General features: G+C 66.3%; 17 protein-coding genes and 3 pseudogenes. 11 read left to right on the plus strand and 9 right to left on the minus strand.

The window, feature by feature from the left end; all coding sequences use genetic code 11:
* Positions 1-416 precede the first annotated feature (416 nt).
* Together IG65_RS0128765 and IG65_RS0128770 are read right to left on the minus strand one after the other, a co-directional pair.
* Positions 417-1127, minus strand: coding sequence for a hypothetical protein (locus tag IG65_RS0128765; RefSeq protein WP_030518082.1), 711 nt, complete (start codon positions 1125-1127; stop codon positions 417-419).
* A gap of 189 nt (positions 1128-1316) precedes the next feature.
* Complete coding sequence (locus tag IG65_RS0128770; RefSeq protein WP_030518083.1) at positions 1317-1583, minus strand: MbtH family protein; 267 nt, start codon at positions 1581-1583, stop codon at positions 1317-1319.
* A gap of 646 nt (positions 1584-2229) precedes the next feature.
* Here IG65_RS0128770 and IG65_RS39915 point away from each other — a divergent pair.
* From IG65_RS39915 to pstS, 5 genes and pseudogenes are all read left to right on the plus strand, one after another.
* A pseudogene (locus IG65_RS39915) lies at positions 2230-2940 on the plus strand (cutinase family protein); the annotation flags it as partial.
* A 27-nt stretch (positions 2941-2967) separates the two neighbouring features.
* Entirely contained in the window at positions 2968-4071 is a 1104-nt protein-coding gene (locus tag IG65_RS39385; RefSeq protein ID WP_231509490.1) for a hypothetical protein, read from the plus strand.
* Between the two features lie 160 nt (positions 4072-4231).
* On the plus strand, positions 4232-5365 hold the full coding sequence (locus IG65_RS0128780) for an acyl-CoA dehydrogenase family protein (RefSeq protein ID WP_081879841.1): 1134 nt from the start codon (positions 4232-4234) through the stop codon (positions 5363-5365).
* 108 nt (positions 5366-5473) lie between these two features.
* Entirely contained in the window at positions 5474-6367 is an 894-nt protein-coding gene (locus tag IG65_RS0128785; protein WP_051757095.1) for an SAM-dependent methyltransferase, read from the plus strand.
* Between the two features lie 1561 nt (positions 6368-7928).
* Positions 7929-9050, plus strand: coding sequence for a phosphate ABC transporter substrate-binding protein PstS (gene pstS, locus IG65_RS0128795; RefSeq protein ID WP_030518087.1), 1122 nt, complete (start codon positions 7929-7931; stop codon positions 9048-9050).
* 85 nt (positions 9051-9135) lie between these two features.
* On the opposite strand, the gene IG65_RS0128800 is transcribed toward pstS, so the two are convergent.
* Positions 9136-9630 (minus strand): MarR family winged helix-turn-helix transcriptional regulator, encoded by a 495-nt coding sequence (locus IG65_RS0128800; protein ID WP_051757097.1) that lies wholly within the window; start codon positions 9628-9630, stop codon positions 9136-9138.
* On the minus strand, positions 9627-10970 hold the full coding sequence (locus tag IG65_RS0128805) for an MFS transporter (protein ID WP_197039963.1): 1344 nt from the start codon (positions 10968-10970) through the stop codon (positions 9627-9629). The genes IG65_RS0128800 and IG65_RS0128805 overlap by 4 nt, the downstream gene beginning before the upstream one ends.
* A 720-nt stretch (positions 10971-11690) precedes the next feature.
* On the opposite strand from IG65_RS0128805, the gene IG65_RS35245 reads away from it, so the two are divergent.
* Positions 11691-12212 carry a hypothetical protein gene (locus tag IG65_RS35245; protein ID WP_369801603.1) on the plus strand — a complete coding sequence of 174 codons (522 nt, stop codon included), beginning with the start codon at positions 11691-11693 and terminating at the stop codon, positions 12210-12212.
* A 214-nt stretch (positions 12213-12426) separates the two neighbouring features.
* On the opposite strand, the gene IG65_RS0128815 is transcribed toward IG65_RS35245, so the two are convergent.
* A complete protein-coding gene (locus tag IG65_RS0128815) occupies positions 12427-13935 on the minus strand; it encodes an NAD(P)/FAD-dependent oxidoreductase (RefSeq protein WP_036525995.1) in 1509 nt (502 codons plus the stop codon).
* 196 nt (positions 13936-14131) lie between these two features.
* On the opposite strand from IG65_RS0128815, the gene IG65_RS0128820 reads away from it, so the two are divergent.
* Positions 14132-15307 (plus strand): phosphatidylserine decarboxylase, encoded by a 1176-nt coding sequence (locus IG65_RS0128820; protein ID WP_231509500.1) that lies wholly within the window; start codon positions 14132-14134, stop codon positions 15305-15307.
* A gap of 315 nt (positions 15308-15622) precedes the next feature.
* Here the strand turns inward: IG65_RS0128820 and IG65_RS35250 are convergent.
* Positions 15623-18902: pseudogene (locus IG65_RS35250) on the minus strand (protein kinase).
* A 394-nt stretch (positions 18903-19296) separates the two neighbouring features.
* Between IG65_RS35250 and IG65_RS37275 the strand changes: the two are divergent.
* From IG65_RS37275 to IG65_RS0128845, 3 genes are all read left to right on the plus strand, one after another.
* The gene (locus tag IG65_RS37275; RefSeq protein ID WP_255359492.1) at positions 19297-19890 is read left to right on the plus strand and encodes a Zn-ribbon domain-containing OB-fold protein; all 594 of its coding nucleotides are present in this window, start codon (positions 19297-19299) and stop codon (positions 19888-19890) included.
* A gap of 92 nt (positions 19891-19982) precedes the next feature.
* Positions 19983-20315, plus strand: coding sequence for a nitroreductase family deazaflavin-dependent oxidoreductase (locus tag IG65_RS0128840; protein ID WP_231509492.1), 333 nt, complete (start codon positions 19983-19985; stop codon positions 20313-20315).
* Between the two features lie 215 nt (positions 20316-20530).
* The gene (locus IG65_RS0128845) at positions 20531-21517 is read left to right on the plus strand and encodes a zinc-binding alcohol dehydrogenase family protein (RefSeq protein ID WP_030518093.1); all 987 of its coding nucleotides are present in this window, start codon (positions 20531-20533) and stop codon (positions 21515-21517) included.
* A gap of 13 nt (positions 21518-21530) precedes the next feature.
* Here the strand turns inward: IG65_RS0128845 and IG65_RS0128850 are convergent, their stop codons facing one another.
* The 3 genes and pseudogenes from IG65_RS0128850 to IG65_RS37285 all read right to left on the minus strand — a co-directional run bounded on the left by IG65_RS0128850 (position 21531) and on the right by IG65_RS37285 (position 24267).
* Positions 21531-22037, minus strand: coding sequence for an FBP domain-containing protein (locus IG65_RS0128850; protein WP_030518094.1), 507 nt, complete (start codon positions 22035-22037; stop codon positions 21531-21533).
* A 731-nt stretch (positions 22038-22768) separates the two neighbouring features.
* A pseudogene (locus tag IG65_RS37280) lies at positions 22769-23116 on the minus strand (TetR/AcrR family transcriptional regulator); the annotation flags it as partial.
* 128 nt (positions 23117-23244) lie between these two features.
* Positions 23245-24267 carry an NADP-dependent oxidoreductase gene (locus IG65_RS37285; RefSeq protein ID WP_030518096.1) on the minus strand — a complete coding sequence of 341 codons (1023 nt, stop codon included), beginning with the start codon at positions 24265-24267 and terminating at the stop codon, positions 23245-23247.
* A gap of 253 nt (positions 24268-24520) precedes the next feature.
* Here IG65_RS37285 and IG65_RS0128865 point away from each other — a divergent pair, with 253 nt between their 5' ends.
* The gene (locus tag IG65_RS0128865) at positions 24521-25636 is read left to right on the plus strand and encodes an aminotransferase class I/II-fold pyridoxal phosphate-dependent enzyme (RefSeq protein ID WP_051757106.1); all 1116 of its coding nucleotides are present in this window, start codon (positions 24521-24523) and stop codon (positions 25634-25636) included.
* Positions 25637-25655: the final 19 nt, after the last annotated feature.

Consider the following 25655-nt stretch of genomic DNA (forward strand, 5'->3'; position numbering starts at 1 on the left):
CGTGTAATCCCTCGCTCAGACTCGCGGGCATTGCGGCACAACGGAACCACGCCGTACCACCTATCCGAAATGTGTATTCATGCCTATTTCGAGATCGAACCCGAACTACGGCTGCATTCGAATACGCCGATCGACCGCAGTGCACGGCTCAGCTCGATGCACCCGCCCCCGAAACGGGCGAATTCTCTGCAGACAGCAGTAGTACGCATGCTGGATCGAGACGCTCGGCCGCGGAATCCGACTCACACGGCCCTTCTGCCCCTTCGGGATCCCCACCCACCAGCGGCATCGACAGCTATTCGAAGCCGAAGAAGTGAACACATATGTATGTGCGGCATATTCGAGTTCGCCGCACATACCACATCACTGAACCGTGGTTTGCTCGGAATCGGGTCGAAGATATCGCCGAAGGAATTTCATCGGTCTTCGACAGTCCGCGGCGGCGCGGTGAGAGCATGCACCGCACCGAGGGTTCCGCCGGCCGCCGCACCGATGGCCGTCAACGGGACAGCCATGAGGGCGGCACCGTATGCGGCGCCTATCGGGCCCGCGGCAAGGCCGATCGGCGCGAACGGCACACCGACCGCCAGTCCGATTCCACCACCCACGACGGCTCCTATCAGTGCGAACGGGCTCGCTACCGCAGCGCCCGCCGCCGCACCGATCGCGGCGCCGCCCAGAGTCTCGCCTGCGATGCGGTCGGACCTGCTGCGCTCCATCCCCACGGAATCGAGAAAGGTGGCCATATCGGCCTCCGCGACTGCAGCACCGTCGTTGACCTGGATGGCCTGCTCCCGGTAGAGCCACTGCGGCGCGTCGACTTGCACGTCCCCGAAGCGCAACTTTCCGGCCGGCGGTGCGATCGGCGGTACAGGAGCGACCGGGACCGGCGGGTGGAGCACGCCCACCGGCGCCAAATAGTTCTTCTCGGGCATCGGCCGTGCCCACTGCAGCGAACTCAACGTATCGTGCGGAATTTCCAGCCCCTCGTACGGATGGACGTTCGGAGACTCGGCCGCGGGCCACTGCGCCGGTTGCGCAACCTCCGACTGGCCGGACCCGGCCGCCGGGACGGTCCGCACGCTTTCGGCTTTCGCGAATCCGGCGCCCACCAGCGTGAGAGTCATCGAAAGGGCGACCCCTGTCCCGATCGCCGAAGTCACCACTTTTCGCTGCGCGTCGTGAGCCCTGTGCTTGCCCTTGCCCATAGATCACCTTTCATCGGAAAAGAGATACTCGATACCCGAACAGAGGTGGCCTGCCGTAAGCGTCGATCGGCTCTGGCAGTGCATAACGCCGATGGAGCCGGTCGGGTGTTATTTGCTACGGCGGGTGGATGATTTGGGTTTGCCGGTTTTGCGGGGCGCGTCGTCGGCGGCCATCGCATCGCGCAGGCTCTTCGGTCGCATATCCGTCCAGTTCTTTTCGATGTACTCGATGCAGGCGTCCCGGCTGTCTTCACCGAAGACGACGCTCCATCCATCGGGGACCTCGGCAAAGACCGGCCAGAGGGAGTATTGCTCTTCGTGGTTGATCAGAACCGAGAATCGTCCGTTGTCGTCATCGAAGGGATTGGTGCTCATTTCACCTCGCTGAATGCTCGCATTGTGCGGATAGGGGAATGCTCGTGCGTGTATCGGTGTCCGCAACCGGTGTGCGATCACACCGTGCGTGGAGCGGCGAGCGCTCCGGCAGATGGCCGATGAGTTGCGACACCGTCGGATCCCCTCCCCGGTGCGTCGACCTCCGGGCAGGAGAAGAGGGTGCGAATTGCATGTTCTTCGAGGCGGTCCCACACGTGGATGGGGGCGAAGCATCCACGCCCGTCCTGAGGCGAGAAGTCGGCAATCGTCGATCCGGCAGTACCAAAGTATGCGGATGAACACTCAAACCGCTAATCGGGCGAACCACTCATGTCGGCCATACGGCGCAAACGGCGGTCACCAAGACAGCGAAAAATGTTCCGATCCAAGATCCCTGCGGCTTCGAATAGCTGTCGATGCCGCTGGTGGGTGGGGATCGACCGGCTCGACACGGCACTACGTTGCTACATCCTCGAAACCGAGGTTCCGGTCAGCAGCACTGTTCCCTGCCTCCCCGTAACTACCCGTTGCACGGTCGGGGCTGCCGGGTGGTCCGCGGCTGCACGCACAGAATTCCATCCGGGAGATGCGTCTATTGACTTCGAATGTGCACGCACGACCGATACGCTCGGCGTTGTTGCGGGGGATGTCGACTGTATTCGTTGTAGCCGTCGTCACTGCGACCGGCTCAGCACAGGCGCAATCCGAAGACGGGCCATCTCCGAACCTGCAGCATTGCCCACCCCTGTATGTCCTAGGGGTGCAAGGGACCGGCGAATCGTCGCCCGACGCACCGGCTTCCGTCGATGACGGCATGCTTTCGGCTGTGCTGGTCCCGCTGCTGTCGAGGGTGGGGCCGCAGCAGGCCGGGCATGCGTATGTCCCGTACCAGGCCTCGTTCGGCGGGATGGTCCCCGGCGGTCTGACGCCGTATTCGTACTCAGCGGCCGAGGGGCTCGACCGTCTGCGGTCGATGGCGCGCGAGGTCGTCGGCCTCTGCTCTCATACCGAGCTGGGGTTGATCGGGTATTCACAAGGGGCGCACGTCGTTTCGATGTTCGCGCGTGAGGTCGGGGCCGGCGGAGGTGCGGTGCCGGCGGATCGGGTTGCGGCGGTGGCACTACTCGCGGACCCGACTCGCGGCCGTGCTGCACCCGTATTCCCGGGAGCCCCTGGCAAGGACCGGCCGGATCCGGCGCCCGACACCACCGGCACAGAGGTCGCCGAGTTGCCGCAGTTTCCACTTGCGACGCCGCCTGGCGGCGGAATCGGCCCGGTGCGAGACATCATCGACGATTTCGGTGCGCTCACCGGGCGGGTGGCGTCGCTGTGTCGGCCCGGCGATCTGGCTTGCGACGCACCCGCCGATTCGCCGCTGATCCACATGGTCGCGACCATCGCGGGCCAGATCGAATTCGACCCCGACGACCTGTTGCTGACCTTGTCCTCCATCGCGGAGACTCTCCAGGCGACGATCGCCAAAACGCTGACCGCGGTGGTGAGCGACGACCTGCACGGTGATTCGCTGGGAACACTGTCGCTGACCCCGCAGAAGACACTCAGTATCCGGCTCGCGGAAGCTGCCGACCCGCGCGTGCCCGTCGGCCCGGAGGCGCACGAGGCACTGCTGAAGCTTGCCGCTGCCGCATTCAACACCCTCCTCGCGATCACCGGGACCGTGTTGTCCACCTCGGAGTTTTCCGAAATCGCCGGCACAGCGGCGACCAACCCACTCGCGGGGATTGCACTTCTCGCCCAGGAAATCGCCTCCGCGTCGCACCACCCGCCGCCACCAACGCACGCGTCTCGGCTACTGACTCAGATATTCGACGCCCTCGGCGAGCTAGGAGCGGACAACGCCGAATTGCTGGATCCGCACACCTGGCTCAGTTATGTCGATACCGTCCGCCAGCACGGCGCCTATGCCACCGCCGGCGCCGGCGTCCGCTCCAGCACCGAAATGCTCACCGAGTGGTTCACGGCCGTAGCCGGCGACCTGGCCGGCCACCGGCTCCCCCCGCCCCGCGAAGGATCGAGCGAAACGCCCGGCCCCCCGTTCTCGACACCGACCACCTCGCCTCCGGCGCTGCCCGCGAGTCCACCGGTCACGGTTCCACTCGCGGCGCCCTCGTCACCAGCCGTACTCCCTGCCCCGATTGCGACTACGCCGAATACCCGGCCCGGCACCGCCCCGATTCTCAGCGAGACCGATCGGACGGACAGGCGGCTCCATTTGCTGCTGGTCCTGATGGGTCTCGTCATTGTTTCCGGAGCTGCGACCGCGATACGTACTCGCTTGCGCCGGGCGCACGCCGCTGCGGAGTCCCCTCGAGAGGATTCCGCAAGCGAAGAAGTCGTTCACACGCTACCGGAAAATATCACCACTCCCGAGCCGGGAGACGGCGCCGAGATTACGGTGGACCAGCGCGAATCATCGCCGGAAGCGACGAGTGCCAGCACCGCTTCTTCATCGCTCCCCACCGGGTAACACATATCCTGCCACAGCCGGCCGAATTCAGCTTTGCCGGAACGGATTTCGCACGCGCAAACCCGTACCTTCTCGAATAAAACAGAACAGTTCACGTGGTCCGCTTATCGAGTTGTCCATCGAAGCCGCACACGAATCTACGTCGACCGGGAGCTTTGTATTGAACGTCACCATGGATGAGAGCCAGGACGCAGTTGCCGAAATTGTCGTAAGCCTGCTGGAGCGCGTGAGCGCACGGAATATCGACCTATGGCCCGCCCTCCTCGGCAGCGGTCTGCTCTCGGCGCCCCTGCCGCAACGCTACGGCGGAGACGGCCTGGGCCTCTCGGAGGTATCGGCGATACTGAAGGAGCTGGCAACCGACGCCGTAGAGGTTCCGATCCTGTCGACCCTCGGATTCGGGGTACTTCCCTTGCTGCGAGCCGCGACGGATGACGTGATGGAACGAATTTTCCCAGCTGTCGCCGAGGGAGCGATTGTCACGGCGGCGCTCAACGAACCCGGGGCACCGTTCTCCTCGAAACCCTCGACCACTGCGATCACCGACGGAACCACGGTGAGAATAAGCGGCCACAAGGTCGCCGTGCAGTATGCGAGCCGGGCAAGCTGGATCCTGGTGCCGACCGATTCCGGACTCGCCGTCGTGGATGCGAAAGCGCCCGGTATCAGCCGTGTCCCGAACGCATCTCCGACCGGAGTGCCCGAATTCACGCTGCGATTGGACAACGTGTCCATACCGGCGGAGCAGTTGCTGCCCGACGGTGTCCCGCCACTGAAGCGGTTGGCGCTGGCTTCGATCGGATCAGTGGCGGATGGCCTGCTGCACGGAGTGCTGAGACGGACCGCCGAACAAGTGCACGCCCGGGCTCGGCTCGGACTGTCCCCCATACAGTTCCGGGCGGCATCCCGGAATATCCACGATATCTACGTCGCCTCTCGCGCGGTGCACTCGATCACACTGTCGGCGAATCGGGCGCTTGCGCAGGAGGATGACAGCGCCGAACATCGAAAGCGCGTCGACACTGCCCTCGAGACGCTGGCTTACCGGGTGACCACGGCGCTGCCGGAGGCCATGCAGAAGTGCTACCGGCTCCACGGCATCGGCTCCGAACACACGGGACCGCTGTACCGCTATTACTCGCAAGCGAAGGCCATCGCCCGCATCATCGGCGGATCTCCGTTCCGACTGGAGTGCTCTTGCGCCGAACGCGCTGCCCCCCGGCCACACGACGATGGGGCTGCCCCGAGTCCTGCCGACTTCGTATCTGCGGCGACTTCGGTCGCCACGATCTGAGGAGCGCGGCTGGAAACCCGCATCACGTCACTGAATCTGCTGTCACACTGAGGAATTGCGGCAAACACTCCCACTTCGCCATCGACTTCGTAGTCCAGAGAGGTCTTCATGCCGGACCCGTCCGAAACCATCGCTGCGGACCATGGGCGCACACCTGTCGGGTTGGACACTTCGCGGGCAAGCATCGCTCGCGTCTATGACGCGACGCTCGGCGGCAAGGACAACTACGAAGTCGATCGTGTCGTTCGCGATACGGTCGCTGAAATCGCGCCGCGCCAAAGCGATGTGGCCTGGATGAACCGTCGATGGCTGCATCGGGTGGTCCGATACCTCGCCGGCTGCGTCGGCATCGACCAGTTTCTCGATCTCGGTGCCGGACTGCCGACCGTCTGCAACACCCATGAGATCGCACAACAGCACAATCCCACCGCACAGGTGGTGTATGTCGACAACGATCCGCTGTGCGCTCTCCACGGCCGAGCCCTACTCGAACGCAACGAACACACCCACTTCGCATCGGCCGACCTGACCGAGCCGGATGCCTTGCTGGCCTGTCCCGAGATTGCCGCACAGCTCGATCCGAGCCGTCCTCTCGCTCTGATTCTGTGCGGCGTCCTTCACCACATCGATGACGATGCCGACCCCGCCGGAGTCATGCGCCGATACATCGACGCGATACCGGTCGGATCCTATGTTGCAATCACCCATTTCTGGGATCCCGCCGACGGATCCGCGGCACACGAAATGGCTGTTCGACTCCAGCACCGGTTCATGACGTCGGGATTGGGGTCCGGCTGGTACCGCACCCGCGACGAGATCGCCTCGTTCTTCGGTGATCTGGAGGTTCTCGCCCCCGGACTCGTCGAACTGGACGACTGGTGGCCGATGGGGCCCGAACTCGAACCCCGATGCCTCGAGAAACGGCTACTTCTCGGCGGAGTCGGGCGCAAAACGTTGCGGTCCAACGTGATCCCACTTCAGCACCAGAGCAAGCATCGGTGACGCGCTCGGCGGCAGGGATTTTCGAGGCGATGACGCCCGAGTCCGCGAATGGGACTGCGTCGCCGGAACCGGCGGGAGGATGTGGCCGGCGCCGAAGCTGCCGCTTCCGGTAGCCGGGCCACCGCGCCATCCACGTTATCGACGGCCTGGGCCGGCTTACCCGGAATAACATGCGGACGCGGGCGGCATGCCAAGGTGCCACCCGCGTCCGACATTATGGGGTATCTCGTAAATGAGATCCCAGCAGCGACCGAATTACCTGACGGAGACTGTTGACGCCGATAAGGAAATTCGGGCATAAACAGAATCGAATGCGGTGTTGGTAAATCGCCGGATTCTATCACCGCACCCGATTCCTGCGAATCGAACATTCGCGTTGCTCAGGGGTGTGTGGTGCACCCCCGATTCGACCCGCCACCGCGCACCCCCACAGCAGAGGAGAACAACAGCGGATATTGCGAGTCGAGAAGAAATACCGGCCGCACATTGGGGAGGTACGTCGGCCGGCTCGCACTCACAGCCCGACAATGCCGAGCAGCGAGTGCAGCAGGTTCACAACAAAAGTCAGAATCACAAGCAATCACCTCCCTTCGAGAACATCGTTGCCGTTGCCGAATTGAATCGGCTATCTGGGCCCGATCGGAGACATTACACAACGTCATTGCGGATCAAAACTCACGTGAAAGCGCCAGAAGAAAGAGTCACGAAGGAAAAAACTGCCCGTTCACTGCACCTCTCCCGCGCTTACCACTCGCCAATCCGTACTCCCACTCACGCTTTGACCGCCACAATTCGGGTTCGTTTCGAAAAATTCAATGAATCGGATGCCGAAAGGTTTTTCTCACCCATCGGGTCACGAATGCGGCTGCAGCCACTACGCCTTCTTTGCGGGTGTCCGGTCGGTTCCGCAACCTCTCGCGAGGTGACCGGCGGTTCACGAAACGCGAATCGATGCACAGGCTCAGCGAACACGCCGATAACCGCGCAACGACGCCGACCCGCATGACTATCGGGCGAGCACCCGGCGCCGTTACTCTCAACGCGCCGTGTACATCCGACGATCTCCTCGCCGGACGACAGTCACTCCACCGGAACGGTGCAGGCCATTCGGTTCGACAACGAAACTTGTTGTGCTGCAGCTATCTTCAGCGATGTCGTTCTCGTTCCCCCCTCGGGCAGGAGCCGGGGACTCGCACGACGGGCACGCCTTTCGAGTTCCACATCCGAAACCTCGCAACAGGCACGCAAGTGCTGAACTCTTGTGCGCGGTCACCTGGAGTGGGTCGGCACGCTCGATCACTTCACCAGCCTCGGTGGTCTGCACCCACGTGCCGCCGTGCACGTCGATGCCGCCACGCCAGGATTTCGGCTCGACCACCATGACCGCACGTAAGCGCGAGTTCACCAAGCGTTTGCCCGCCGCTGAGCCGGTGTGCATCCGGCTGCCCTAGCTTCTGGCGAGGGTGGCTCGGCTGCCGCCCGGCGTGCACGTTCCGCAGGAACGGCAGAGATATGCCGCACCGGGGACAACCCGTTGCGGCCGAGCAGGTCCGGAGGATCAGTGAACGTGAAGAAGAGCAGCGCGCTCCTCGGCGTCGTCGCCGCGGCGGGCGTCCTCGCGCTGAGCGCGTGCGGCAGCGACGACAATTCCGCGGCGCCCGGCGGCGCGGCGATCAGCAAGGTCAGCGTCGACTGCGGTGGCAAGAAGGCGCTGAAGGCCAGCGGCTCGTCTGCCCAGAAGAACGCGATGGACCGTTTCGTCACGGCCTATCAGACGAACTGCCCGGACCACAATCTCGACTACACCTCCAGCGGATCCGGTGCCGGTCTCAACGACTTCTTCGGCGGCCAGACCGATTTCGCCGGCTCGGACTCCCCGCTCGACGCGGCCAAGGGCGAGTACGACAAGGCGCAGGCCCGGTGTGGTTCGCCCGCGTGGAACCTGCCGACCGTGTACGGCCCCATCGCGATCACCTTCAACGTGCCCGGCGTGGACCACCTCGCCCTCGACGGGCCGACGGCGGCCAAGATCTTCAACGGCCAGATCACCAAGTGGAACGACCCGGCGATCGCGGCGCTCAACACCGCGAGCACACTCCCGGATCTGCCCGTTCACGTCGTATTCCGCAGCGACGAGTCGGGCACCAGCGACAACTTCCAGCACTACCTGGACGCGGCGTCGAAGGGCGCCTGGGGCAAGGGCGCGGGTAAGAGTTTCGCCGGTGGTGTCGGCGAGGGCGCCAAGGGCAACGAGGGCACGTCGGCGGCGATCGGCCGTACTCCCGGCTCGATCACCTACAACGAGTGGTCGTTCGCCAAGGCGCAGAACCTGCACATGGCGAGCATCGTCACCGACGCCGCGGGCGGCAAGCCGGTCGATCTGAGCGTCGACTCGGCACAGAAGGCGGTCGCCGGCGTCAAGGTCAAGGGTCAGGGCAACGATCTGGTGCTCGACACCAGCTCCTTCTACAACCCGACCGACCCGGGCGCCTACCCGATCATGCTGGCCACCTACGAGGTGGTGTGCTCCAAGTACTCCGACGCGAGCACCGCCACCGCGGTCAAGGCCTTCCTCACCTCGGCCACCGACAACGGCCAGACCGGTTTGGACACAAGCGGTTACATTCCGATCCCGGATTCGTTCAAGACCAAACTCGGCACGGCGATCAACGCCATCTCCTGACCGTCATTTGGGTGATGAGTGTGCCCGTGGTTCCAGCCGGGACCACGGGCACACTCGTCTTGCGGCGGGTCGCGGAGCCGTGCGACTAGGACGAGGCCGAACGGTCGTCGCGCGGGGACTCGGTGAGCGCATCGACGGCGCTGGTCAGCTCGGCGAGCGCCGGCGTGGCCGCGGTGAGAAGATGCTGCCACCCGGGGTGCAACGACGACAATGCCGCACGCAGGATGGCCGTGTTGGTCGCCTGCCACTCCTGGACCGCTTGCCGGCCCGCGGCCGTCAGCGTCAGGGTCACCGCGCGCCGGTCGTCGCCGCCCGCCCGGGCCATCATGCCGCGCTGAGTGAGCGCGTTCGCCAAGGTCGTCACCGTATTCGGGGCCAATTGCAGTAGGCGAGCCACCTGACCGGGCCGCACCCCGGGGTGGTCTCCCACGCACGACAGCAGTTCCAACTGCGCGACCGACAGGGTCGCCGCAGGTTCGGCGGTGCGCGCTGCTCGCCGCATGGCGCGTCGGAGCCTGGCGATGACGTCGGCCAGAGCCACTTCGCCGAGTTCGCCGGTGTCGGCGGACGGTCCCTTCATCGGGCTGCTGCCTTTCGCTGCACTGGTTCGGCGCGCCGTTGACATGTGGTGGCCAGTGCCGCGGCGGCCACGATCGACAGTACGGCCACGGCCACCCGCGCGCCGTCGGCCGGCAGATGCGCGGCGTCGCACAGATGAAGAGAGAGTGTCACCACCGCCACCCCGCCCGCCGTTCCCAGACCGCGAGCCATGTTCACCAATCCGCCCGTCGTGCCGGAGCGATGCTCGGGGACCGCGGTCATGATGACGGCGTTGTTTCCGGGAATGAACATGCCCAGACCGATGCCGAGCACCGCCAGCCAGATCGCCGCCCACCACGGCGCCGTCGGCTCGATCACGATCGCCGCGGTGGCGATCACCATGATCGTCGCGCCGCCGCGTTCCCTGCCATCGGCGCGCCATCGGTTCGGCAGCACCCGCGCACCCCCGACCGCGGCCACGGCGAATCCGGCCGGCAGCGCCGTGAGGAGCAACCCGGTGCCGACCGCGCCGGCCGATCCGATCTGCGGAAACAATGCCAGCGGGCCGAACAGCACCAGATACGCCGCCCATGCTCCGAGAAGGCCGCGTCGCAGCGGCGGATGTGCGAACTGCGCCGGATCGATCAGCGGATGCTCGGTCCTTCTCTCCCACCACCACAGGCCCACGGCGCAGGCGATCGCGAATGCCGCCGGGAACACCGACGTCCACGCCGGCACCCCGAGTCCGGAAACCGCCGATGCGGCGGTCAGAACTCCGGCCGCGCCGCCGATGAGCAGCAGCAGACCCGGCACATCGAATCCGGTCAACCGGGCGCGAGTACGCGTGCGCGGCAACAGGTATCGCCCCGCGACAACCGCCAGACACCCCACCGGCACATTGATCGCGTACACCCATCGCCAGCCCAGCGAGGCCACGACCACTCCCCCGACCAGCGGTCCGAGCGCCAGACCCAGCGCCTGCGCACCGGCCTGCACTCCCAGCGCAGTGCGGATCCGACGTGCCGCGACACTCGTTGCCACCAGCGCCACGCTGTTGGCTTGCAGCATCGCCGCCCCCACCGCCTGCAGAACCCGAAAACCTGTGAGCCACCACAGATTCGGCGCCAGCGCGCACAGGCCGGAGGCGAGGGTGAAGATCACGAAACCCTGAAGGTAGACGAACTTGCGTCCGGCAGCGTCGGACACTCTTCCAGCCGCGACCACCAAACCCACGAGGGTCACCAGGTAGGCGAGCGACACCCATTGCACACTCGCCAGCGGAGCCCCGAACTCCGACTGCAGCGCCGGGAACGTGAGAGTGACGATGCTGGCATCCAGTTGTCCCATGAACGCACCGAGACAGACCGCCGACACAGCCATCCATCCAGCCCACCGATGCTCCCTGATCACCCGCGGACGCGGCGACTCGACAACCATCGCTTCCTTTGATCATAGTTCTGCTACAGAAGTACCTAAAGACTGACCCGCGCACGTCGGATTGTCAAAACCGATCTACCCTGGATCTATGTGCTCATGATCGCCCGTGAGGATGCATGATCACGATCTGTTACAGAATAATTTCGCTGAAGTTCACCGCCTGGTTCGCGGCTGCGCAAGTATCCGGACAGACCGACGGAACTTTCGGAACTACCGTCCGGTGCCGCGCCCGGCCCCGCGCGGATCTCGTCGCCATGTGACAACCGGTTCCGAATCGGCGGCACTCATCGCCATCAGGAGACGGGAAGCCGACACCGACAATCAACGCGGCTCGCGCACCGAATTCGAATCCGGCAACACGACGTCCGGCAAATCGGTGAAATATTCAAAGAGGTTGAGGGCCAAAGCATGTGATCCTGCCCACATCCAAAGGCGCATCCTCGCCTTTCTTGTTCGCCGCCTCGCCCCGAAGGGGGCCACACCCTGCTGATTTCAGCCGCCTGTCCGACAACAAGGGGCGCGAGATGAACGAGGTTTGAATGATCAATATTTCGGTGTTCACTGCCCGTTAGCTGGCCTGGTCTGTGATTCCTTCGTCCCTGAACCACTCCGTCTCGAGGTTCCGCAAAAATGATGATGAGGAAATTCGCCGCGACCGCCGCCATGCTGGTCGCCGCCGTCGGCGTCGCGGCCGGTACCGCGAACGCCGACCCCGCCGCCCCCGCCCAGCGTCGTCGACAACGACAAAGCCGTCATCAAGACCGACGGCGGCTCGATCGTCAACGAAGACGGCATGCTCGAGATCAAGGCCGCCAACGGCTCGCCCTGCCGTTCGAGGACTCGGCCCCCTTCAAGACCCCTTACGACCGTGAAACCGCCGCGTTCAACCGCCTGAAGGACACCATCTCCACCGGTGCCACCATCGGCACGCTGGCCGGTGGTATCGGCGGCGCGGTCATCGGCTGCATCGCCGGCGCCGCCGTCGGTGTCGTCGCCACCGGTGCGCTGGCCACTCTGTTCGGCCTCGGCCCGCTCGGCGGCTGCGTCGCCGGCGCCGCCGCCGTCGGCTTCCTGGGTGTGCTCGCCGGGCAGATCTTCATCACCGCCCCGGTCGCCATCGGCGCCGCGATCCAGTACTTCGCCACCACCACTGCGCCGTTCAACCCGCCGGCGCCGGCCAAGTAACGGGCCGGCACTCGGGCTTACGAACCGAAACGGGGCATCAGCCCACGATTTCGAACAGCCGGTAGGAACCGAAGCATGACGATGCCCTCGCAGCAGCTGCTGCGAGGGCATCGTCACGTGCGCATGTTGTCTGCCTCATCCGGCATTTCGTCATGACCTGCCGGCCTCGTCCCGCGATCTCGGCACTCGAATGTGCACACCCTCGACGGCCGGCTCATCGCGGCGGCCCGACCACCGGACCGACGTCGGGCATGGCGGTGATACCGAAGTGCCTGCGCAGAGCTCTCCGGGCGGCGTGCACGCCGGGCATGCCGTGCACACCGGGGCCGGGCGGGGTGGATGCCGAGCAGAGGTAGACGTCGGGCAGCGAGGTGCGGTACGGATCCCACTGCGCAACGGGCCGCGCCATGATCCGGTACAGCGACACATGTCCGGCAGCGATGTCTCCGCCCACGTAATTGGCGTTGTGCGAGGACATTTCACTGGCGGGGATGCACCGCGAGCCGACGACGACATCGCGGAAACCGGGAGCGAACCGCTCGATCTGTTCGATCGCGGTCTCGGTGAGGTCGCGCGTCGACCCGTTGGGGACGTGCGCGTAGCTCCACAGCGGCCGGTGCCCGTCGGGACCGAGGCGGGTCGGGTCGACGACGGTCGGCTGACTCACCAGCATCATCGGTGCCGGGTTGTGGCGTCCGCGGCCGGCGTCCGATTCGGCGCGGGCCATCTGTTCGCGCGTGCCACCGAGGTGCACGGTGCCCGCCGCCGCGACCCGTGAATCGGCCCAGGGAACCGGCTCGCTGAGCACGAAGTCCACCTTGGCGACACCGTTGTTCGACGAAAAGCGGCCCACCGCCCGGCGGTAGCGGGCGCTGAGCCGGTCACCGAACACCTCGGCCAGCGTCCAAGGGTTCGTATCGAACAGGTACACCCGCGCCGGCGGGAGGTCCGCGACGGACTCGACACGCCGATCGCAGATCACCTCGGCACCGCGCGCAGCCAGGTCGGCGGTCAGCGCGTCGGTGATGGCCTGGCTCCCGCCGATAGGAATGGGCCAGCCGTGCGAATGCGCGAGCGTGCCCAGCAGCAACGCGGTAGCCGCGCCTGCCGTCGCCGGAATCCCGGTGTTGGCGTGGGCGCCGACGCCACTGAGCAGAGCACCGCAGACGTGCGCGTCGGTGGTGCGGTCCCACACCCGGGTGCCGAGCTGCATCGCCCGGATCCCCATCGTGGCGGCGGTAGCGAGCCCTCGCGGGTGCAGGACCGACGCGGGAATGCTTCGCACATCGGACAACCCGAGGCCGCGGACCGCGTCGACGCCCTCGACCAGCGGCGTCATGATCCGCCGGTACAGCCGACTGTCACGTTCGCTGTGTTCGCCCAGAGTGGCCACCGTTCGGGAAAGGTCGCGGTAGGCCAGAGCCGCGGGTGCCCCGTCGAGCGGGTGAGCGAAAGAAATATCGGGATACCCGAACCGGACACCGCGCGCCGCGAGATCGAACTGCGCGAAGAACGGCGAGGCCACCGCCATCGGATGCACGGCCGAGCACAGATCGTGCCACAGCGGAACCGCCAGATCGAGGCGTTGTGTACGGCATCCGCCGCCCGCCTCCGGCTCGGCCTCGAGCACCGTGACCGACAGGCCCGCCGCCGCACAGACGACCGCTGCCGCAAGACCATTGGGGCCCGATCCCACCACGACGACGTCGCTCGATGAGTTCATCCCGCGCGCCTTTCCGTCGACACCGCGTGCACAGGCCTATTCCACGAGGCGGCAGCTTCAAACACGCAAGCGCCCAGCTGGGCGGCGGGCGATGGTTCCGTCTGAACCGCCACTCGTGCGTGAGGTGTAAACGAGGCTGCGGGGGTAGCCGACAAGTGGGGTTGGTGGCGAGCGGAAGGGGTTCGACGTGAGTGATATGGCGATCGCGCAGCGGTTGAGAGACCTTCTCGACGAAGACCCGGACTTGGCCGCCGGCTTGGAGCAGTCGTTGGTGCAAGCGCGGCAGGTGGCCGAAGACGGGCTGAAGGACGAGCTGCTCGAGGCGCTCCCGTGGCCACAGTCCGTCGCGGAGTACGTCGACTACATCGACGATTTCGCTCGCTGGGTGCCGCGCGAGACCGACTCGCCCGCATGGCGCGCCCAAGCACCGCACCAGCGGTACGCCCAAGAGGTCAGCGACCGGCTCTCCCACTTCTTCTGGATCATCGACCAGAGACCCGACGGCCGTGACACGTCCGTGGCATACGGCTCGGACACATTCCGGGAATGGGTCACCGACTTCGCCCGGGACTGGGGCAGCTTCCTCGACACTCCCGAATCCTTCGGACCCGACGTGCTGAAATCGTTCATCGACAACGCTCCCGAATACCACGTCGGCGACTCCCTGATCGACGGCAAGCCGAACGCACCCAGCGGCTGGATGACCTTCAACCAGTTCTTCGCCCGCGAACTGAACGGCGGCCTACGACCGATTGCCGAACCCGACAGCAACCGATCGATAACCTCACCCGCCGACTGCACGTTCCAACACCGCTACGACATCGATGACGCCTCGAACATTCCGGCGACCACGATCAAAGACACCCACAAGTACGGCAATATCGCCACGCTTCTCACCGGCAGCGACTACGCCGAGAAATTCGCCGGCGGGACCTTCACCCACTACATGCTGCCGACCCACGCCTATCACCGCTTCCACCTACCGGTGGGCGGTGTCATCAAAGAATCGTTCGTGACTCACGGCCAAGTGTTCATGCAGGTAGAGCTGTCCGACCACGGCCTGAAGGGTCAGGACAACGCCGAAACCGGCTTCGAGTTCTTCCAGACCCGCGGCGTGGTCGTCATCGACACCACCGACTCGCCGTGCGGCGACATCGGAACGGTCGCGGTCGTGTGCGTCGGTATGCAGAACGTCGCATCGGTAACCCTCACCTGCACCCCCGGTAAGCACATGGCCAAGGGAGACGAATTCGGCTATTTCACTTTCGGAGGCTCCGACATCATCCTGCTGTTCCAAAAGGGCGTCGACATCGACATCGATACCGCCGAGGAAACCCGTCCGGTCGGCGTGCCGGTGGCGTGGTGCAGGTGACCCGGCCCCGTCGCGCTCGCTCGCCGCGGGCTATCGATGCGGCGCTCATCGACGGTTCGGGCGATCGCTCACGACGGCTTCTCGCCGGCGTCGACCCGTTGAACGAACTCCTGGCGGACGGAGCTCGGACGACCAAGCCGCATGCGAGGTCGGCGACCACACCCCTAGCAGGCCCCACCGCGATCGATGAAGGTGTCGATCTCACCGGGCCGGTCGACCCGCGCGGTTCGCGGTGCCAACGCGTACGAATTCGGCTGCGGGACAGCAGAACTCGTCGCTCCGGGATAGTGGCGACCCGGTTGCGACTCAGGAACTCTACCGACGAGCGCGGTCCACGAACCAGGCCGCTATCTGGGCGCGGGAGGTGAATCCGAGTTTTGTCAGGATGTGTTCGACGTGCCCCTGGGCGGTGCGCTGGGAGATCACCAGATTCGTGGCGATCTGCTTGTTGGTGAGCCCTCGCGCGACCAGCTCCGCGACCTGCTGTTCACGCTTGGTCAGCTGCGCCGGCCCGGTGGAGGCAGGAGGCGACTCGGCCGGCTGCTCGCCGAGTGCGTAGGCCACCGCGGCGTTCATCGTCATCGCCCGGCCGCGCCGCAACGCCGCATCGAACCGTCGCTCGCCGAGCGCGCGGCGCACGATGCGGTCGCATTCCTCGTACGACTCCGTCAAGTCCGGGAACGTGATCGAGGCACCGGAACCGGACCGGGAGAGGCTTTCCGCGGCGCCCATCAGCACCGCCGCGCGCTCGCCGTCCTCCTCCGCGATGATCCAGGACAGCGCCTCGAAGTCGAGCACCGCGACTACGGGACTGCAGACGCGTTCGTTCACCCGCAGCGATCGAGTCAGAAGTTCCTTCGCACGCGGTGTTTCACCCTGCCGCCAGGCGTAGATCCCCAAGCCGCACAACGTGCTCGACCGGAACAGCGATTCACCCCGCGACTCCGTGATCGCGAGGATTCGCTCGTGATTCTCGATCGCCTTCCGGGTTTCGCCCTGCGCCGCCAGCGCCCAGCCGAGCGTCATCGATGCCGCGATATAAAGATGCCCGGCAGGATTCGAGCCGAATACATCGATCGCGGTCTCGAGGCAGGGAATCGCGCGTGCGGCCTCGCCTCGGTACAGCGCCAGACTACCGTCGACGTAGGCGACGAGTGCCCGGTGCAGCGGAGCGGGGTCCTGTTCCGCAAGGTCACGGATTTGTGCCAGCAGCGGCTCCGCAGTCAGAAAATCTTGCTGCTCAGCGGCCATCAAAATTCCGACATGAAGGGCCTGGATCCGGGCGGGCAGAGCGCGAGCGGCCGGGTGTGCCAGGACGCGGTCGATCCAACGCCGACCCTCACCGTAATGCCCGCGGAAACTCCAGAACAACGACAGCGCGGTGACCGTGCGCAGCGCCGCCTCACCCGATTCCGCGGTGTTGTCGGACAGGCAGAATTCGAGCGCTTCGCGTAGGTTCAGTTGCTCGCGTTCGAGTCGCGCCAGCCAGTCGGGCTGCCGCTCGCTGATCCATTCGGCTTCGGCGTCCCCCGTCAACTGCCGGCACCAATCGAGGTGGCGCCGACGCACTGCGGTTTCCTCGCCGGCCTCCCGCAACTGCTCACGCCCGTAGTCGCGCACGGTCTCGAACATCCGGAACCGGACAGCGCCCTCGGGCTCCTCCCGGATCACGATCGACTTGTCCACCAGCGACGACAACTCGTCGAGCAGACTCCCCCGCCCCGCCTCGGCCGTACACACCCGCTCGACCGCATCCATCTCGAAACCGCCTGCGAATACCGACAATTGGGCCCACAGCCGCTGCTCGGCCGGTGCGCACAGGCGGTAGCTCCAATCGATACACCACCGCAACGTCTGCTGCCGCTGCGGCGCGGTGCGACTGCCGCGAGTGAGCAGTGCGTAGCGGTCGGTCAGCCGAGCCAGGATCTGCTCGGGCGACATCGTGCGGATCCGCGCGGCGGCGAGTTCGATCGCCAGCGGCAGGCCCTCCAACCGGGCGCAGATTCCCGCCACCGCGGACATATTCTTCTCGGTGACCTCGAATCCGGGCACCCCCGCCGCCGCGCGCTCGGTGAACAACGCCACCGCGTCGTATCGAGGCAGCCCCCGCAGCGTGGGCCGGTCGTCGTGGCTCGGGACGGTCAGCGGCGAGACCCGCAGCACCGCTTCTCCGGCGATGTCGAGCGGCTCCCGGGTGGTCACCAGAACCCGCAGGTCCGCACACGCCAGCAACAGCGTTTCCACCAGATCCGCCAACGCGTCCACGACCTGTTCGCCGTTGTCCAGAACCAGCAGCACCTCCCGCGCACGCAAGAATTCCACCAACGCCTCACGCATCGGCCGCGCCGGATCGTCGCGCAACCCCAGCGCACCCGCCACCACATCGATCAGCAGTGCCGGATCGGTCACGTCGGCGAGTTCGATCAGCCACACCCCGTCGGCGAAATCGGTACGCACCATCGACGCCGCCCGCAACGCCAGCCGTGTCTTACCGACGCCGCCGACACCGGTCAACGTCACCAGCCTCCCCGCCGCCAGCAAGTTCTTGATCTCGGCCGTCTCCACCCGCCGGTCGATGAAACTGGTCAGCTCGAGCGGAAGCTCGGCGGTGCCACCGCGGCCTGAAACCGGTTGCTGTGGAACGGATTCGGTATTCGACGACGCCGCCTCGCGCGGCTTTCGCGCGGCGGCCGGCTGTCCTCGCAGGGCCATCTCACCGACCCGGTATCCGTGGCGGTGCTGCACCTCTCGAATCACCTCGCCCAGCTCCGCCGCCGAGGGCCGCGCCTGCCGATCCCGATTCATCGCCGACTCCACGAGCGCGGCGACGTCTTCGGGGATGCCACCTTCTCGCAGATCCGGCAGCGGCGCACTGGTGATCCGCAGGAACTGCGCGACGACCTGCTCACCAGTGCGCCGCTCGAACGCGGCATGTCCCGTCAGCGCGGCGAACAGCGTCGCACCCAGCCCGTACGCATCCGCGGCCGGTGTCGCCGCTTCCCCTGCGAGCACCTCGGGCGCGGTGAAGGCCGGCGAGGCGGTCACCACCCCCGTGGCCGTATGAAAGCCGCCGGCGATCCGGGCGATTCCGAAGTCGGTGAGTGCCGGTTCCCCGTACTCGCTCAGCAGGATATTGCCCGGCTTCACATCCCGATGCATGATCCCCAGCCGATGCGCGGTCTCCAGCGCACCCGCGATCTTCACCCCCACCCACAGCACCGTCTCGACCCGCAACGGTCCTTCCCGGCGGATCCACGCATCCAGCGAATCCAGCGAGTGATAGGGCATCACCAGATACGGCCGCCCACTCGCGGTCACCCCGACCTGCAGCACCGTGACGATATTCGGATGTCCGGTCAACCGGCCCATGGCCTTCTGCTCGCGCAAGAACCGCGCCTGATTGTCGGCGTCCAACTCCGCGGTCAGTACCTTCACCGCCACCGTGCGATCCAGGGCCGTGCTGCGTACAGCGGTACACCACACCGAAACCGCCGTGCCCGATCTCCTCGGCATCCTCGAAACCCGACGCACTCAACTCCACCGCCACGGGTATGTTCACGTCGCGGCTGGTCCGCAGCGGATCCTCGTCGACCATCAGTCGCTCGCGAAGCATTGGGCTGTATCGGGCGCCATGCGCTCACCTTCCGACATCGCCAGCGTATCGCCGGCAACGCCGCGAGACCGGCGCTTCGACCACAGCACCCGGCTCCTCCGACACGGCCGCTCCGCACCGAGGAGCGGGCTCCCCGGTCGAAAAATAGGTATGTTCCGGGTAAGTTCTACCGTCGCGCGAGACACGCCCGGAAACGAAGCTGTGAATGCGGGGGATCCCGATATCACCTTCGAGGTTTGCGATGGTCCAGCACACACAGACACCGAGCGGCTACCACACCCGCACCGGCGACTCTCTGATGGTTCGACGCTGCAGGCAATGCGACGGAATGCACGCACCGACCACTGCGGAATGCGCCGCGTGCCGTACCCGGAACATGGAGTGGACGCCATCGTCCGGCCGAGGCTCGCTCGTGTCCTACCGGCTGGTGCACCGCAGCATGGGCGCACCGCATGCCGAGGTCGTCCCGCTGACGATCGCCATCGTCGAACTCGACGAGGGACCACGCATCTACGCCACCGTCGAAGGCGACCTCCCGACCTCCTCCGACCACCCGGTGCGGGTGCGCTTCGAGGCGCGGCCCAAATACGACCGCTTCCCGGTCTTCACGATCGACACCGCGCCCGCGGAACAGCTTCGCGAGTCGCCCGGTGACGCGGCAGACCGCAGCACGGAATGCGACGCCGCGTGGGTGCGGTCGTCGCTGCGCCGCTGCGATCTGATGGCACGAGCGGGCCTGCTGAGCACCGCCGAAAAGACGCTGGTCGCCTTCGCCGTTCGATGGGCGCCCTTCGGCGGCTCCAGCGCGGAGGAGTTGCTCGTGGCCTTCGGGACCGACCGGCGCAGGTTCCTGCATCTGGTGGCCGAAGCCCTGCGCCCACGACGGACCGACACTCGCGCGGTACGCGAACACAGAAGGCTGCTGCATCAGACGCTGATCCGAGCATGGCAGGTTGGACATACGAACTAGCGGAGGCCGACCGATCTCGCCGAAGCGGCCGAAATGGCCGGGGCCACCAACGCCCGTACGCCTATTCCCACACCTAGGGCGGACTGAAGCGGGTGTTCAATCCGCGCGCGATCGCGAACGGAAAGTGGCCGGTGTTGACTCACGTCGGCCGCACATCCGGCACGAGCTACCGCACACCGCTCGATGCGTATCCCGTCGACGGCGGCTACCTGTTCGTGCTGGTGTATGGATCCGGCGCCGACTGGGTACGCAATATCCTGGCGTCCGGTCGCGCACGGCTGGAAATCAACGGAGAGGCAATGGAATTCGAAAACCCACGCATCATCGGTGAATCCGAGGCGTTCCAGCATCTCCCCGACGCGGCGCGCCCGCCGCGGCTGATGCGGATCACCGAGTTCCTCCACATGGACCTGGCGGCAAGCTGACTTCGGATCCCGCCAAACGACCGCTGCAGCAACCCGATTCAGCAGAAATTCTTGCGCCGGTGCACCTCTACCGGTGGTAAGGCGGGCCGTCCGCGGGAATGGACAATCATCGTGGCGTCGGTGGCCGCGCTCGGCGGCCCGGTCGCCAGGAATGTGCCTCCGCGTTGTGGAGTTGATCTCCATCGATCGACGGCAGTGAAGTGTTGGGAGTGACGATGCGAGCCCTGGTGATGACCGCCCCCGGCGGTGCGGAGAAGTCGGAGATCCGCGAGGTGGAACCGCCGCGGCCCGCTGCGGGCGAGGTGACCATCGACGTTGCCTACGCGGGCGTGAACTTCATGGACGTGATGGCTCGCCGAGGCGATGCGGGCTACGCCTCGTCGTGGCCCTACCGCCCCGGATTGGAAATCGCGGGCACAGTGCGCGAAGTGGGTGCCGAGGTCACGGGACTGGCTGTCGGTTATCGGGTCGCCGCCGTCGCGCTCGGCGGCGGAGGTTTCGCCGAGATCGCCACGGCGCGAGCGGAACTCACCGTGCCGGTACCGGACGCCGTCCCGTTGAGCTCGGCCGCCGCCACCCCACTCGGCCTGGCGACCGCACTGCTGCTGCTCACCGAGGCCGGCCGCTTCACCGCCGGGGACACGGTTCTGGTGCACTCCGCCGCCGGCGGTATCGGCGGCGCAGTGGCACAGCTGGTGCCGCTGCTCGGTGGTGGCCGCCTCCTGGGGACAGTGAGCCGCGCCGGCAGGTCGGTGCCCGGCTACGACACCGTCCTCGTCCGCGGTGACGGCCTGGCCGAGGAGATCCGCGCGGCGACCGATGGCCGCGGAGTGGACCTCGTGCTCGACCCGCTCGGCACCGAGGCACTGGATCTGGATCTCGAGGTCACCCGCCCCACCGGCCGAATCGTCTTGTTCGGCAACGCAGGTGGCGGCGCACCCGCCCCGCTCCCGCCCTTCGGTCGCCTGCTGGGCGGCAACCTCACCCTGACCGGTTTCAGCCACCGCGGTCTCGTCGCCGGTGCACCGGCGAAGGTCGCCGCCGCTACCCGCCGGGTGCTGGACTACCTCGCCGAGGGCACACTGTCGCTCCCGGTCACCGAACTGGCGTCGCTGGACGAGGTGATTGCCGGACACGACCTGCTGGCGTCCGGACAGGGTATGGGCAAATACGTCGCCCGCATCGGTTCTGTGTCGACGTAGGTGCACAGCGGAGTCAACGCCGCGCCGGCTCGGATATGGCGCGCAGGAAAGCGATTGTGCGAGAGCGTAATCCGCTACGTCGTTGCCTGATCAGCTCGTCCGCCGACGGATCGAGCGGGCCGAGCGGCACGGCGCGCTTCACATTCGCATGGCAGTCGAGTCCGCTGCACAGATGCAGACCGCGACCGGACAATCGTTGCCGCTTATCCTTCGCGGCGCGGCGGGCGGTGAACACCGACACCTCGTTGAACCGCCGAGTGAACCGGCACAGGTCGCACATCATCGCCCGCGAACCCAACTCGGCCCGAGCCGGCGCCTGCCGCAACAACACGCCTGTGGCCGCCCCGTCGATCTCGGCAACCAGATACGCCCGCATGGGCGAACGCGGATCGCGCCACCCTAGATATTCGAGAGCGTCCCAGGAAATCTCGTCGAACCACCCGGGCAGCCGAACTCGGCTACCCGGAGGGTCCATATTGACAATCGCGGCGCGTACTTCGGCACGGGACATAGCTCGCATGGGATTCCTATCGACGTTTCCTGAATTGGGGGCGACAGGTGGCACGAGCGCCGAGCCGTCGCAGTGAGCTGTCCCGACTCGTCACCGTTCATCACGATGCGTCCACGGCGGCGGACCCTTTTACGGCCAGTCCGGTGGCAAGCGGAGGAATCGACGGCACAACACGGACCGAGGGCGCCGACCACGCTCACAGCGGGCAGTCGTCAACCCGGCGACGCGCGACGAGACAGCAGGATCAGGCCGAGCGGACCCCAACAGAGAACTTCCCGTGCACATCACGGGTGTACCCGATCGGTGATTGCGAACGGACGCCGGACCTTTCGCGGCCGGTCCGTTCGGCGGATGGACGCGCGGTTACGCGGCGCGGCGAGGCGCGCTCGGCGAGAACCGGGACATCAACACCCTCTTCCGAACTATCCAGGCCCGGAACCAGACCCTCCGGGCGCGCTCCAAGCTAGCAGGCCGACCGCCCCGTCACAACGAATTTTCGGACCGTCACATTCGATGACGGTCGCGCTGCTCGGAGAACGAGCCGGATCGCCCCGGCACCGCCGAGCGTGGCCACAGTCGGCATAGTCGCAGTGCACAGAACTCGAAGGCACCATGCATCGCAGGCGGGCGAGACGAAGCGAAACAGCCTTGGAGGGTTGCTTTTACGCTGTGGCGGCGGTGCGGTCCGACATGCGCGGATCCCGCAGGGATGGTTGGCCGGTCGACCGCCCCCGGCCGGCTCAGGCCGGCTGGGCGGCGGGTTGGAGGCCGTCCATCAGGAGGTTCAGTAGCCGGCTCGCCAGAGCTTCGTGGGTGGGCCTCGGGGTAACGGTGAAGATTCCGACGAGCATGGCGGCGATGTCTTCGGCGGTGGCGTCGGAGCGAAGGTCGCCTGCCGCATGGCCGGCGTCGAGGATCATGGTGATGGCCGCCAGTAGCTCGGTACGGGTTTGGGCGTGGGCGATCTCGCCCGCCTCGATCATCGCCACCAGCGTGCCGAGCATCCCGTTCTTGGTCGCGATCCAGTCGCCGAACAAGTCCATCCACTGCCGCATCGCCGCGGCCGGGGGCAGTTGGCCGAGCAGTTCCCCGCGGCGCGGACCGCACCGTGCTCTCGACAATGCGATTCAGCCCTTCCGTCACAGGCGTGTACAGCCCACCTGTTGACGTAGGGCCCCCTTCCGGAGCAGCCTCGCGGTCCTCGGCGGTCGATAGGTCAGGACTCCACGATGTCGACCAACTGCTTACCCAGATTGCCGCCCTCGAAGACAGCGCGCAGTGCACCGGGAGCGGATTCCAAGCCGATACTCACGGTTTCGGCGATGGTGAGTTCGCCCCGGTCGTGCCAGTCGCGCAGCGCCGCGAACGCCTCGGGAAAGCGGTCGAGATAGTCGAGGAAGATGAACCCTTCCATGCGTGCCCGGCGCATGGCCAGCTGCATGTAGTTCCGCGGCCCGTACTGCGGGTCCGCGCCGCTGTACCCGGAAGAGATCGCACCGGCCAGAACGACACGAGCGCCGTGCGCCAGGTGCGCCAAACCATGCTCGAGAACGCGGCCGCCGACACCGTCGAAGAAGACGTCGACACCGTCCGGGGCCAGGCGGGACAAACCGGCCGAGACGTCGTCGTTCTTGTAATCGATGGCGGCATGCAGGCCCGCACGGTCGGTGATCCAGGTGCACTTGGCCGGACCGCCTGCGATGCCGATGACAGTGCAGCCCAAGGCTTTCGCTATCTGTCCCGCAATCGATCCGGTCACACCGGCCGCAGCCGACACCAGCACCGTCCGGCCCGGCTCGGGCCGGCCGATATCCGTCATACCGAAGTACGCGGTCAAGCCGGGCGCTCCGAACAGGCTCAGCATCAGCGTCGGGGCGACACCGTCGGGCACCACGTTCAGCCCGAACAAACCCCCGTCGGACGCGACGACGTAATCCTGCCAGCCGACCATACCGGCGACCCAGCTGCCCTCCGGATAGCTCGCGGTGTTCGAGCGCACCACCTGTCCCACCCCGCTCCCCCGCATCACCGTGCCGACCGGGACCGCATCGATGTAGTTGTCCGAATCGTTGAGCCACCCACGCTGGGTGGGATCGATACCCAGTCGATGCACCCTGACCAAGGCCTCCCCAGGCCCCGGCACCGGAATCGGAGCGCTTCCGAGCTCGAAATCACCCTCCCGCAACTCCCCCTCGGGCCGCCTCCGCAGAATCCACTGCCGGTTCACCGTATCCGCCACCGGGCGATGCTAAATCACATACATCACAGCCTTCGAACCATTTTCCGCCGTGACCGGCAAGCACGGATTCGACTACTACCCCGGCCAGACGAGACGAGATCATGACGTCATTGTTTCGTCATCGCATCGCGGGGCACCTCCCCCTCCGAGTGCGCGATGATCTTCGGGGCGCCTGCTCATCAGGCTGTGGCGGCGGGCACCGACCAGGCAGGGCGAATCACACCGACGAGCGCGACCGACCGAGGAGACCGAGGTGGCAACAGTCGCCGAACGCGTGCAACAACATATCGGCCGCGGCCACGCGGCGGAGATGCGAGAAGCCCGGATGTTTCTTCGCGGCCCCGGCACGGCCGCAGCCGACATCGGACTGTCGACGAGCGACTACCTGGCGCTGTCCGGCGACAGGCGGATCACAGCCGCCATGAGCGAGGCGCTGCTCACCCCGATCGAGGCCGAACCCGGTCCTCTGGCGCACCGGCTGGCCGACTACACACACAGCGCTACGGCGGTGGTGTGCCAATCCGGCTGGGCGGCCAATATCGGGTTGTTGCAAGCGATTGCGGCGCCGGGCGTTCCGATACATGTCGGGGAGAACACGCACATGTCCTGGCGACAGGCGGCCCTGGCCGCAGCCGCGCCGCTGCACACCTTCGGGCACAACGACCCCGCCCGGCTGGCGGCACAGATCCGCGCCCACGGCCCCGGCATCATCGCCGTCGACGCGATCGACAACACCACCGGCACACCCAGCCCCCTGGCCGCACTGTGCGACGTCGCCGACGAGACCGGTTCTCTGCTCGTCGTCGACGAATCGCACTCTCTGGGCGTCGTCGGCCCGCGCGGTGCGGGTGCCGTGGTCGCGCTCGGGCTCACCCGGCGCGTGCCGTTTCGCACCGCCAGCCTGGCCAAGGCGTTCGTCGGCCGCGCCGGACTGGTGACCGCGCTCGACCCCGAGTTCGCACCCTATTTCGAGTCGGTGTCCTACCCTGCGATCTTCTCCTCGGGCCTGCGATCCCACGACATCGCCGGGCTGTCCGCGACCCTGGAGGTGATCCGAGCCGAGGACGGACGCCGCGCCCGGCTCCGCGAGATCGCCCATACCGTCCGAAAAGCGCTCGCCCGCACAGGTTTCGACATGGCGGGAGTCGACAGCCACATCATCGCCGTTCCCGCCGGAACCGAAGCCGACGGTCGCGCGGTGCGCGCGATCCTGGAAGCACACGGTGTCCTCGGCGCGCCGTTCTGTCCGCCCGCCACCCCTGCGGGCAGGTCGCTGATCCGGCTGTCGCTGCACGCCGCACTCACCGCCGAGCAGATCGGGCGAATCATCACCGCGTGCGAACAGGTCCATGCCGTATACGGCGGGTGACCTCGGCCGCGCTCGGCGC

Origin of the sequence: Nocardia sp. NRRL WC-3656 (assembly GCF_000720265.1) — a bacterium.
Taxonomy (GTDB): Bacteria; Actinomycetota; Actinomycetes; order Mycobacteriales; family Mycobacteriaceae; genus Nocardia; species Nocardia nova.